This window comes from Paenibacillus sp. DS2015 (assembly GCF_050433705.1).
Classification (GTDB): domain Bacteria; phylum Bacillota; class Bacilli; order Paenibacillales; family Paenibacillaceae; genus Paenibacillus_AQ.
The window spans coordinates 67,718-79,893 of record NZ_JBNPWS010000001.1; the positions used below are offsets into that span (position 1 = coordinate 67,718).

General features: G+C 40.9%; 10 protein-coding genes. 2 read left to right on the forward strand and 8 right to left on the reverse strand.

Annotation, left to right across the window (positions count from 1 at the left end):
• Positions 1 to 19: 19 nt before the first annotated feature.
• Together J2T13_RS00330 and J2T13_RS00335 are read right to left on the reverse strand one after the other, a co-directional pair.
• Positions 20 to 289, reverse strand: a complete 270-nt coding sequence (locus J2T13_RS00330) for a DUF6171 family protein (protein WP_429367243.1) — start codon at positions 287 to 289, stop codon at positions 20 to 22.
• Positions 290 to 312: 23 nt separating this feature from the next.
• Complete coding sequence (locus J2T13_RS00335) at positions 313 to 1,803, reverse strand: alpha-N-arabinofuranosidase (RefSeq protein WP_429367245.1); 1,491 nt, start codon at positions 1,801 to 1,803, stop codon at positions 313 to 315.
• Positions 1,804 to 2,124: 321 nt separating this feature from the next.
• On the opposite strand from J2T13_RS00335, the gene J2T13_RS00340 reads away from it, so the two are divergent.
• Both J2T13_RS00340 and J2T13_RS00345 read left to right on the forward strand, forming a co-directional pair.
• Positions 2,125 to 3,315, forward strand: coding sequence for a peptidylprolyl isomerase (locus J2T13_RS00340; protein ID WP_429367246.1), 1,191 nt, complete (start codon positions 2,125 to 2,127; stop codon positions 3,313 to 3,315).
• A gap of 151 nt (positions 3,316 to 3,466) precedes the next feature.
• Positions 3,467 to 4,417: an ArsR/SmtB family transcription factor gene (locus J2T13_RS00345; RefSeq protein ID WP_429367248.1), complete on the forward strand. Its 951-nt coding sequence runs from the start codon at positions 3,467 to 3,469 to the stop codon at positions 4,415 to 4,417.
• A 111-nt stretch (positions 4,418 to 4,528) separates the two neighbouring features.
• Here J2T13_RS00345 and J2T13_RS00350 read toward each other — a convergent pair whose 3' ends face one another.
• From J2T13_RS00350 to larE, 6 genes are all read right to left on the reverse strand, one after another.
• Positions 4,529 to 6,043, reverse strand: coding sequence for an alpha-N-arabinofuranosidase (locus J2T13_RS00350; RefSeq protein WP_429367250.1), 1,515 nt, complete (start codon positions 6,041 to 6,043; stop codon positions 4,529 to 4,531).
• 215 nt (positions 6,044 to 6,258) lie between these two features.
• Positions 6,259 to 7,653: a serine hydrolase gene (locus J2T13_RS00355; RefSeq protein ID WP_429367252.1), complete on the reverse strand. Its 1,395-nt coding sequence runs from the start codon at positions 7,651 to 7,653 to the stop codon at positions 6,259 to 6,261.
• A 36-nt stretch (positions 7,654 to 7,689) separates the two neighbouring features.
• Entirely contained in the window at positions 7,690 to 9,174 is a 1,485-nt protein-coding gene (locus J2T13_RS00360; protein ID WP_429367254.1) for a tagaturonate epimerase family protein, read from the reverse strand.
• Between the two features lie 40 nt (positions 9,175 to 9,214).
• Positions 9,215 to 10,657: a nickel pincer cofactor biosynthesis protein LarC gene (gene larC, locus J2T13_RS00365; RefSeq protein ID WP_429367256.1), complete on the reverse strand. Its 1,443-nt coding sequence runs from the start codon at positions 10,655 to 10,657 to the stop codon at positions 9,215 to 9,217.
• Positions 10,654 to 11,334 carry a nickel pincer cofactor biosynthesis protein LarB gene (larB, locus tag J2T13_RS00370; protein ID WP_429367258.1) on the reverse strand — a complete coding sequence of 227 codons (681 nt, stop codon included), beginning with the start codon at positions 11,332 to 11,334 and terminating at the stop codon, positions 10,654 to 10,656. The genes larC and larB overlap by 4 nt, the downstream gene beginning before the upstream one ends.
• The gene (gene larE, locus J2T13_RS00375) at positions 11,331 to 12,158 is read right to left on the reverse strand and encodes an ATP-dependent sacrificial sulfur transferase LarE (RefSeq protein ID WP_429367260.1); all 828 of its coding nucleotides are present in this window, start codon (positions 12,156 to 12,158) and stop codon (positions 11,331 to 11,333) included. The genes larB and larE overlap by 4 nt, the downstream gene beginning before the upstream one ends.
• Positions 12,159 to 12,176: the final 18 nt, after the last annotated feature.

Here is a 12,176-nt window from a genome sequence, read left to right on the forward strand (position 1 = left end):
CAACCCTCAGAGTCCTATACTATGTGATGGACCATTTCGTAAGCCCAGGGAATGGACAACCCTTGTCCTTCATCTTAGCCCTAATTTGTACAATACATCCACAATGTGCACAGGTTGTACCATATTGAAGAGAAGGACAGGCCATGCATATAGAGACTCGTTCATTATAATACTCGTCTGTCACCATATGCTCTGACTTCAATGATAAGGAATCAAGAATACGTTTCAACTGTACTTCTGATATATGCACATCTTCAGTGCAACCCTTACATATATTCTTCATCCCCATAACACCCCATCCCCTCACTCCATCTAATGTATTGCAATGACAACAACAGACATCGGTGGGATCTTAACCTTCAACTGATCTTCGTGTAAGCTTGCGCCATCAAAGGATGCAGGCGCTAACGTCTCAGGTTGATCAAATGTATTATGCGCGTCAATCTGATTGCCACTCAGAATAGTGCCCTGTATGGTCCGAATGTGCGTAGAGTCCACAAGTCCAGATAAGGAGATACATAGATCCGCTTCCTCATTATGACTTACATTACATAAACTTATATGCAACTTACCATCTGTAGCACGTGAGGCTGAAGCGCTTACCTGTGCTATAGACTCTCCATTATATTGATAAGTATCGGAGTCAATAAACAGCGGAAGTGAAGTTGCGTCTTGATGTACTTTGAACATATTAAATACATGGTAAGTCGGAGTAAGTAGCATCCGATCGCCTTCAGTCAGGATCATCGCCTGTAATACATTAACCGTTTGAGCTATATTCGCCATCTGAACTCGATCAGAGTGATTATGAAAGATGTTAAGAATTAATCCCGCCACCATTGCATCACGAATCGTATTTTGCTGATACAGAAATCCAGGATTGGTTCCCGGCTCAACATTAAACCAAGTTCCCCATTCATCAACAATAAGTCCTATGCGCTTATTCGGATCATATTGATCCATGATCGCAGAATGTCTTGTTATTAAATCGTCCATAATTAGAGCATTTTTTAATATTAAGAACCATTCATTTTCTGGAAAAGAAGTTGCATTCCCTTTTTCCTCCCAAGAATGAGCAAAGGTATAGTTATGTAGGCTAAGCCCATCCATCCACTGCCCTGCGTTCTTCATCAATGTCTCGGTCCAATGATAATCTGATACGTTAGCTCCACAAGCAATTTTGTAAATTTGGTTCTCGCCATAGTTACGGACATAAGTCTGGTATCTACGATATAAATCTGCATAATATTCCGGACGCATATTTCCACCACAACCCCAGCTTTCATTACCAACACCGAAATAAGTTACTTTCCAGGGCTTATCGCGTCCGTTCTCCTTACGCAGATTTGCCATTGGCGATTCACCATCAAAGGTCATATATTCGACCCATTCCTGCATTTCCTGAACCGTACCACTTCCTACGTTACCATTAACGTAAGGTTCACATTCTAACATTTCACAGAGCATAAGAAATTCATGCGTACCAAAATGATTGTTCTCCACCATGCCGCCCCAGTGCGTATTAATCATTCGTTTCCGCTGTTCACTTGGACCTATACCATCTTTCCAATGATATTCATCTGCGAAACAGCCTCCTGGCCAGCGAAGCACTGGAATTTGAAGATCTTTAAGCGCTTCCAAAACATCTGTCCTAATTCCATTGGTATTAGCAATCGGTGAATCTTCTCCGACCCATATTCCCTCATAAATACAGCGTCCAAGATGTTCTGCAAAATGACCGTAAATGTTTTTGTTAATGATACCCTTACTTTGATCTACGTTAATATGAATACTAGTTGTCACATAAGTCACCCTTTCAAGTCAATAATTATGAATATAATTCATATATAGTGGGAATATTATAACATCATTAGTTTCAATTGTCAGTGTTTAATCCGATATTTTTAATAATATATAAATTAATCATTAATATATATAGAGATTAATAAATCACTCATTTCACTTTCTCAAATCATACTCAACGGTTGATAGCATTAAAGATTTATTAAATCCTGGAGAATATTTTTTATTTTTTCTTAAGGAATGATTGTAACTCTTCTGGTAAAGTGTTAGAAATAGAAGGATAGCTATTGTTGTTGTTAATTAAAAGGAGGATATTATTCAATGTCGGACAAAGAAACATGGAACGAGAACACGGATAATAAGGAAGAAAAGTCTCTGGAGAATACCTCTGAGTCACTTCAAGAACAGACAAATTCTGAGATTCACCCAACAGCGGAGGAACTGAGCGGTACAATTGACCCATCGTCCTCCGTCACTTCAGAAAACCCAGTAACTCCAACACAACCAGTCACATATGTTGAACCATCAAGCCCATCTAATCCATCAAATCCAAGTCCTACTCCAAGTGAGCCAGACAATGCTAACCGCTCAACACGGATTTGGATAGGCGTTTCACTCGTACTTGCCATCATATTGGTCGTCGTGCTTATTAGACCTCCATTCAATGGAAGTAACCAAGATGAGGTTGTCGCTACTGTAAACAATGACAACATTACTAAGGACGAGCTATACGATACTCTAGTAAAAGCTGGTGGTGCTCAAACAATTGAGTCTCTAATTGTAGAGAAACTAGTTGATCAGGAAGCCGCTAAAGGAAAAGTAACGGTGACTGACGCTGATTTAGATAAAGAAGTTGAATCCATCAAGAAGGGCTTTCCTTCAGAAGATGATTTCACGAATGCTTTGGCACAATCAGGTATGACACTTGCTGATCTAAAGGAAAACATGGAACTACAAGTCAAAATGCGCAAACTACTAGAACCTAAAGTAACCGTTACAGATGCTGATATTAAAAAACAATTTGATGAGAATAAAGCATCCTACGACACTGCTGAAGAAGTTCGTGCTTCCCACATTTTGGTTGCTACCAAAGCAGAAGCAGAGGCAATACTGAAAGAGATCAAAGCTGGTGGTGATCTCGCTACCATCGCTAAGGAAAAATCAATTGATCCAGGATCAAAAGATGCTGGAGGAGATTTAGGTTTCTTTGCACGGGGTGTAATGGTCCCAGAATTTGAAGAAACTGCCTTCGCATTGAAGAAAGATGAATTAAGCGGAATTGTTTCTACAACAAACGGTTTCCATATCATTAAGCTTACTGATCGTAAAGAAGCTCATACAGCAACTTTGGAAGAAAAATCAGCTGATATTCGTGAAGAGCTTGTTACGACTAAAATTTCTGAAATGTCCACAACTTGGCTTGCAGAACTCAAAGAAAAAGCAACCATCAAGAATACACTTGAAGAACCTGCAGCTGAAACTACTGAACCTGCAGAAGATACAGCGAAGTAACTAACCTTCATTACTTCTACCGCGTGAGAACCTTCACGCGGTTTTCTCTATGTTGACATATAATATCATCATGTAGATTGCCATTAAAATAATATACATGATATTATTTATATAAATATTATTTAATGACCGTGCCGGAGGTTTTTCCTATATGAAACTTGATATCACTGACAAGTCTTTGCCTGTATATGAGGCATTAGCAAGTACCGTTAGGCTTCATGTGATTCAATTACTTGCTAAACAGCCTATGAATATTCGTGAGCTAGCCGAAGCTGTAAATCTCAGTAGTGCAATTATGACTATGCATATCCGCAAACTGGTGAAGGCTGGCATCGTTCGAACTGAAATGCGACCAGGCAAGGGTGGCGTTCAGAAAATTTGTTCACTACAAGTCGAACATGCTGATATTACTTTCCCGAATCAAGTTGATCCTCTACGAGAATATCATCAAAGTAATATCTCATTAGGACATTATACAGATGTAAAAGTTGAGCCTACTTGTGGACTAGCTACAATCGAGAGGTTTATAGGCGAGGTTGATGATCCGCGCTATTTCCTAGATTCTGAACGATTTCAAGCGCAAATCCTTTGGTTCAGCGAAGGGTATATTGAATATAAGCTCCCTAATTTTCTTCTATCGACACAGAATCCTCTTGAACTTGTGATTTCGATGGAAATTGCCTCTGAGGCTCCTATGACAAATAACAACTGGCCATCTGATATCTCGTTCTATTTGAACAATGTTAAGCTAGGTACTTGGACTAGTCCTGGAGACTACGGTGAAAGACGAGGTAAATATAACCCTGCATGGTGGCCTGATGCCATTAACCAATACGGATTGCTTAAACATTTAACCATATCACAGTCTGCTACGTATATGGATGGTATTAAGTTATCAGATGTATCACTCAAACAAGTTCATGTGCGTGATAAGCAATGGACCTTACGAATTGCTGTAGAGAAAGAATCTGAAAATGTTGGCGGAGTCACGTTATTTGGCAACGGATTCGGCAATTACAAGCAGGATATCGTTCTTCGGCTTTACTATGATAAGCCTCTACTTGCAGAATCAATATCGAAATCGGATCTTGTTAATGAATAATGTTGATAAATGACCACTACAATCAGCTTAGAATGCTATTTTCAACAAAGACTGATTATGGAAAAAACAAGGCGATCCTACACATCCTCATGTGTTGAATCGCCTTGTTTTTTATTTGATCTTACTTAAACGGATCACATTCCATGAAGCTTTCGTTAAGCTGGCTGTTACCCATCCGTCCTTACTTTCAGACTTTCCTTGAGAATGTGGTTTAACCTTCTCTTCCCCAGCAGTATTCACTGCCTTGAGATCGTCATGTTCAAGTACAATATGCTCTATAAGGCGGTATCCAGTAAAACTTCGAACATCGCATTCAAGAATTAATGAACTCTCTAAATTTCTATTAACAGCAAAGATGGTTAGCTCTTCATTTTCTTCATTAAATACAATTGCACTGTCCAGATACGGTACATCAGTGAAATCCTTAGAATCGTATTTCGGAGAATCGACCACCGGCATCAACGATACACCTCGTCCGAACTTGGAGGCATGTAAATAAGGATAGAATATAGTTTGCTTCCAAGCTCTACCCCCATTCTCAGTCATTATAGGAGCAATAACATTAACCAATTGTGCAAGACAGGCCATCTTAACTCGATCCGCATGTCTCAAAAATGTGATTAACATACTCCCCACTAACAATGCATCTTCTAAATTGTACACATCCTCTAATTGCGGCGGTGCAATGGTCCAAGGATCAAGTTTACTATCTTGATCATTAGAATGATACCAGACATTCCATTCATCAAAGCTAAGATTCATCTTCTTCTTGCTGCGCTTCTTAGCCATAATATAGTCACAGGTAGAAGATACTGTATGAATAAAGTGGTCCATATCCATGGTTCTCGCTAGGAAGTTAGCTGAATCATTATCCCTATTACCATAATATTGGTGTAAAGAGATATAATCTACTGCTTCATAGGTATGCTCTAACGTTGATGCTTCCCATTCAGGGAAGGTCGCCATCTGAGAACTTGAACTTCCACAAGTGACAAGCTCAATATCAGGATCGACTTGACGCATTGCTTTTGCCGTCTCTAGAGCTAATCGGCCGTATTCTTCGGCTGTCTTGTGCCCAATCTGCCAAGGACCATCCATCTCATTACCCAGACACCATGTCTTTATCTTATGTGGTTGTTCATAACCGTGCTTGCGGCGAAGATCACTCCAATAAGTACCACTAGGATGATTACAATACTCCAATAAATTTCTCGCAGCGTCAATTCCTCTGGTACCCAAGTTAACCGCCATCATTACTTCAGTCCCGAGATCTTTCGCCCACTGCGCAAATTCATTTGTACCAATATAGTTAGGCTCGATTGTTCTCCATGCGAGTTCCATCCGTTTTGGACGTTCCTCCACTGGACCTACACCGTCTTCCCAATTGTAACCGGATACAAAATTACCTCCAGGATAACGAATAATAGGAACATTCAATTCCTTAATAAGATCTTTTACATCGTTTCTATAGCCCTGGGAATCGGCACTCGGATGTTCCGGCTCATAAATCCCTCCATAAACGGCCCGACCCATATGTTCAATAAATGATCCATAAATTCTATTGTCGACCTCTGCTATTCGAAAAGACTTGTCTACAATCATTTTAGCCTTGTTACTCGTTGTCATTGTTAACATCCTTTCTTCTCAACATATCGTTAATGTTTTTATTAAATATAAGTAATTTCATTACTTAATATAATGTAGCAAATGAACCCTTCGTAGTCAATACTTAAACGCACGCACTCGGAATCAATATATTTATTTATGATATCCTTTCAATACATTGGAAGATAAAGAACCCAATGAAGCTATAGCTCCATTGGGTTCTTAGATATAGAGTATTATTGCTGTTCTAGTTCTTGTATATCACTCAGCATGGTAAGCACATCTATTCCCGATTGATTACCTAATAGAATAACCACCGTTCCACTTGTAAGATCTCGAGAAATACCCGTTGAATACCCGGTCCCACTGCCATTATGGAATACTGTTGCTCCCGCATCGGTTTCCTTAATCATCCATCCATAACCATAGTTTTTGACTGAATAAGGTGTGAACATCTTATTTAGTGACGATTGGCTGAGGATTTCATCTGTATAAAGAGCACGATCCCACTTCAATAAATCATCAACGGTTGAATACAACGTCCCTGTCCCTGACTGCGAAACATAATAACCAGCTTCATTCCATTGATTATCCTTGAGGACATATCCCTGAATAACCTTAAGCTTAGGAGATGCTACGCCTGTCTCCTTCATACCAAGCGGATCGAACACGATTTGCTGTAAATAATCACCATAGATCATTCCAGATACTTGTTCTACAATACTCGCAAGTAACACATACCCACCATTACTGTATTTAAAAGAGGTACCGGGTTCAAAATCAAGCTTCTTAGCCTTAATTTCTGCGAGAGTCTGTTCTATAGTCATACCTTCTTCTCTCGTGAAGTTGGCAGGTATACCCGAAGTATGAGATAGAAGCATATGTATCGTTATCTCATTCCCGCGAGGAAAATCTGGTATATAGAGACTGAGTGGATCGTCAAGACTAAGCTTCCCTTGTTCCACCAATTTCATGATCGCACTAGCAGTGAAGGATTTCGTAATCGATGCAATCCTTGACTTCATGTCCGGACGATTTAATTTACCTTTTCCTGCATTGCCGTAACCTTTCTTAAGAAGTACATTGCCATCCTGAGCAACAAGCGCTATACCCGAGTAAGATTGGTCAATTAAATACTTATCTATCCCTGCGGACTGCTTAGCAACATAAGTCACCTGATCAGGAGTCAATTGGAGAATACGCGCACCAGAAATCGTTTTAGTGCTCATTGAAACCTTCAATGCCTCAGTTAGACCACGCAAGGGTACCATTATCGTTCCCTTTATTAATTTGGAAGAAGCCATGGTATCCACCATGATGTTGCCATTCACTTCAAACTGCCTAGTTCCTGATCGATGTACAATCGTATCTCCATTGGAACGAATGATAGAAGCTCTCTTGACCTTATCCCATTCTACAGTGGCACCTATGCTCTTGGCTGTATCCCTCAGAGACACATATGTCGTTCCATTCGTAACAAATGGTTCATGACTATATTCGATAAGGTCCCCATTCACATATACTGCTAGCGGAGTCGCTGCCTTCACCGTACTAGGCGAGACCACTCCCATTGATGCTACAAGTAGGCTCGCTACGATGCCTAGCTTGATCTTGTGTTTCCAAAACTTCATCCAATCTTCTCCTTAAATACTAAGTAATACCCGTCTCTATACTCCCAACAAATCCAAATGTTTGCCGATATGACGGAGTAGAGATTGTTCATATTCTTCCTCATGATCAATCAATGTGTCAAAGAATTCATCTTTAAATAGAGAACTACCTGATTTATCTTGGGCTTTTAAAAGTATACCATAAGTAATATGAATGAGTTGACGCGCATTATCATCCTCCATGTATTGCGGAAGGTCAGCATCAGAGACTTCCTTCAATGGCTTAATCTTGGAGATGTCGGTTGTCACGTGATAATAAGCTGTTGCTTCTTCAAAGTGTTCTAGTGCATATTGATGCATTGCACGGTACAAAGTAGGATTAAGTCTTGCAATGGTTCTTACAGCTTCCAACCAGTTTGTTCCTGCTGTTTTGAGATGAAAGCGCCCCTTCGTATACTTAGCTACAAGTGGAAATACGCTGAATTTGTCGCTACCGGAGTGAATACTGAGTTTATATCCGAAGTGATCCGCAACTGCAGCATGAATGCGCAATTCTTGCTCAAATTGCTCTAAATCACCAATATAATCAATCCCTTTTTGAAACTCTCCACAAAATCTTGGAGCCATACTGAACAAATCTACTTGTTGTAAATCTAGTTCTGCTGCTACGAAATAATGCGCCTCAGGCGAAGTTGGTGTCACCGTCTCATCTATTGAAATCTCGAAATCTATCGCACGATCGGCAGGTTTAATATATTGCTCATAAATGTACACCATATATGGAATAGCATTTCCATAGATAAGAACACACTTCATAAACTCTGATTCATCGAACGTAATCGTCTCTCCACCTATTTGAAAGCTTTTGTTCAAATAACGCGCTTCATAACTCTGACGTTGCTCCTGTGAAACTTGTTCATATCTTTCTTTTAGCTGTGATTCACTTAAATCTTGAATATCACTTGGTATTTTCTCAGAACAATCCAACGTTAACATCGTGAAACCAAGATCAATAGACATCTTAATGTCTGATTCTTCTTTCAAATGGTCGCCATCTGCGCCATAACCCTCTTTGTAACCTTGTTGAAACGCAGCATAACAAGCAGCATCCAATACATCCTTGTACGTACGACCTGTCAATGCTAATTCACGAATACTTTGTTGAGCAAGAACTGGACGAACAGGATGTCCCTTTACTGTAGCAAGATGACCTGGACCTGCTAGACCTAAACGATCACCCAAACCGACGGTTATCGATTGCTTCCCAAATGACTGCGGTTTCAAATATTCAAAAAAGCGTCCAAGTACCTGACTGTTCTCGTGACTAAGCTCGCAACGTTTAACCCCATCCTCTTCTTGGCCAACCAGTGATTGAAAGAGTTCACCTTCACCTACAGCTATAATCTGTTTCTTACGATCGGCTTGGATCATTAGAAGATTCACATTCCCATGAGAATGTAAGGAATTCGGATACACCTTCACATTAGCATTGGAATCAGTTACTACCTTACCTTCACGTAAAGATTGGATAATTGCGTTCATATTAGTTAGCCCCCATGATTTGATTTAGATAGATTTAGATTTAGATTGATTTAGATTGATTTGATGTATGCTGTGACATGACTTCTGTAACTTCATCGTAAATATGTTTGATAGGTACATGATTGGCTCTCGCTGCCTTGGCTACATCTTCATATTCTGGAGACTGATGAATGACGCTATCATCTTGTATAGCTTGTTTCACGGATATCGTTCCATATTTGGTAGAGACTTGCACCCAACGACGATCCAGTATTTTTCGAGACCAGGTACTTTTTCGCACGCCCAAGGTCGATGTTTCCTTCAAAAGAGTGTCCTCACATCGATCTGCATCATCCGGTTTCGCTAGCACGGTAACTAATACGCCGGGTCTATTCTTCTTCATATAAATTGGGGTGAAAAATACATCCAAAGCCCCTGCAGCTAATAACTTTTCCATAGCGTAAGCCATGATCTCACCCGTACAATCGTCTAGTTGAGTTTCTAGAACTTGAATGGGCTCTCTGGATTCTTCCTCCACTCTTTGAATCAAACATACGCGTAGCACATTAGGATGAGCAAAGTCTTTGGTTCCTGCTCCATAACCCATTCGTTCTATTGATTCAGCCGGAAAGGTACCGAACCTTGTTGCTAATGCCTTCAATATTCCCGCTCCCGTTGGTGTTGTCAATTCTCCTTCGACCACAAAATCATCCAATGGTATCCCCTTAAGCAATTCTAATGTGGCCGGGGCAGGAATAGGATACAACCCATGAGCCATCCGCATTCTTCCCCGACCTGTCGGAACCGGGGAAGATTCGATTACATCGATGTCCAGACTTTCTAGTGCTAGACATACTCCCACAATATCGATAATTGAATCCATTGCGCCTACTTCATGGAAATGGACATCGTCTGGGCTCATGCCATGAATTTTACCTTCGGCTACAGCAATGGCTCTAAAGATCTGAACACTTCGACTCTTCACCCTCTCAGGTAACGTTGAATCCTCGATATCCTTGATAATACCCGAGGCTTTTCTATGAGCATGGTCATGACTGTGATCGTGACTGTGATCATGGCTGTGATCGTGACTGTGATCATGACTATGATCATGACTATGATCATGACTATGATCATGACTATGATCATGACTGTGATCATGGCTGTGATCGTGACTGTGATCATGACTGTGATCATGACTGTGATCATGACTGTGATCATGACTGTGATCATCACTATGACCATCACTATGATCATGACTGTGTTCATGACTTGAGTCTACACTCTCGGCCATATGAGATTCATCTCCGAAACGAAGTACCAATCTTTTCGCTGACATTCCTTGTTTTACAACAGGTTCAACATGCATATGAAAAGGATCAAAAGGCAAACGTCTTAATTGATCTTTGATGTAATTGATGTCCGCCCCAAGATCAATCAGTGATGACAGAGCCATATCCCCCGAAATACCGGCAAAACAATCAAAATATAATACTCTGTTCATCTATCTTTCGCCTCCGCCACTAATTGTTGAATGATTGCCGCATTATATCCAGCTCCAAATCCGTTATCAATGTTAACGACTGAAATACCTGCAGCACAGGATGTCATCATCGCTAACAATGGCGTTAGACCCTGGAAATGGCAACCATAACCCACTGAGGTCGGCACCGCAATCACAGGGCGTCTCACAAGCCCGCCTACCACGCTGACTAGCGCACCTTCCATTCCTGCTACAACAATAACTACATTTGCGGCTTGAATATTCTCACGATACGCAAGTAAACGATCAATTCCAGCAACACCAACATCATAGATTCGTTCAACTTCACATCCCATCCACTCTGCAGTAATAGCTGCCTCTTCAGCGACTCTCATATCCGAAGTTCCCCCGCTAAGTACTGTTACTTTCCCGGGAAATACCCGCTCTGCGGTACCATAAGTAAAAATTTGTGAAATGTCTCGATATATGGCATCCGGAAAATGAGACATGAGTTCCGCGCCTACTTCCGAAGTAACACGAGTGACCATCGCTCGACCATGTCTTTCGATAAGTCTTGCTACAATTTCTATAATCTGTTCCGTAGTCTTCCCAGCGCCAAAGACAACCTCCGGAAATCCTGTTCGTTGTTCTCGATCTGTATCCAGCTTACAGAAACCCATATCTTCAAAAGAGCTCATGATACGCCCCCTTGTTGTAACACGCGGTTCATGCTTCCGCTCTTATAACCTGCAAGATCCATCGTTACAAATTCATAACCGATAGTTCGTAACCTTTCAGTAATTTCACTACCCATTTCTACGACCCGAACCATATCAGACTGTTCGACCTCTACTCTAGCGATATTATTATGCGTCCGAACACGTACCTGACGAATGCCTAGAGATCGAAGATACTCTTCCGCCTGATCAACTTTAGTTAACTTCTGAAGTGTAATCGTTTCACCATAGGCAATACGTGATGATAAACAGGCGAATGATGGTTTATCCCAGTTAGACAGACCTAACTGCTGCGCAAGTTCTCTAATTTCATGTTTGAACATTCCTACCTCTTGCAGGGGTCCACGAACGCCATATTCCTGAGCTGCTTTTACACCTGGCCGATGTTCATTCATATCGTCTGCAATAAGACCAAACAGAATGTAGTTATATCCCTCGTCACTAACATTGATGAAGGGTAGCAACTCTTCGAACAGGTTTTTTTTGCAAAAATAACAGCGGTTCTCTGTGTTCTCAACATACCCCGGTATAGCTAACTCAGAGGTATATACAACTTTGTGAGGAACTCCAAGCGCTTCGGCAATCTGTTTCGACTCTTCTAATTCGCGCGATGGATAAGTTTCCGAATCGGCCGTGATCGCCAGTACATTCGCCGGACCTAGTGTATCTATAGCTACTTTCAATAAAAGTGTACTGTCCACACCGCCTGAGAACGCCACAACAACACGTTGCATTTCTGTTAAATGAGATTTAAGTTCTTCGTATTTTTGCTGAAGTCCCGGCATAGAGAATCACACCTTATA

Bases quoted from the DNA above. Each gene is read 5' to 3' on its own strand.
- J2T13_RS00355 (WP_429367252.1), bottom strand. From the start codon at position 7,653: ATGAAGTTTTGGAAACACAAGATCAAGCTAGGCATCGTAGCGAGCCTA.
- J2T13_RS00345 (WP_429367248.1), top strand. From the start codon at position 3,467: ATGAAACTTGATATCACTGACAAGTCTTTGCCTGTATATGAGGCATTA.
- larB (WP_429367258.1), bottom strand. From the start codon at position 11,334: ATGAGCTCTTTTGAAGATATGGGTTTCTGTAAGCTGGATACAGATCGA.
- J2T13_RS00330 (WP_429367243.1), bottom strand. From the start codon at position 289: ATGGGGATGAAGAATATATGTAAGGGTTGCACTGAAGATGTGCATATA.
- J2T13_RS00350 (WP_429367250.1), bottom strand. From the start codon at position 6,043: ATGACAACGAGTAACAAGGCTAAAATGATTGTAGACAAGTCTTTTCGA.
- J2T13_RS00340 (WP_429367246.1), top strand. From the start codon at position 2,125: ATGTCGGACAAAGAAACATGGAACGAGAACACGGATAATAAGGAAGAA.
- larE (WP_429367260.1), bottom strand. From the start codon at position 12,158: ATGCCGGGACTTCAGCAAAAATACGAAGAACTTAAATCTCATTTAACA.
- larC (WP_429367256.1), bottom strand. From the start codon at position 10,657: ATGAACAGAGTATTATATTTTGATTGTTTTGCCGGTATTTCGGGGGAT.
- J2T13_RS00360 (WP_429367254.1), bottom strand. From the start codon at position 9,174: ATGAACGCAATTATCCAATCTTTACGTGAAGGTAAGGTAGTAACTGAT.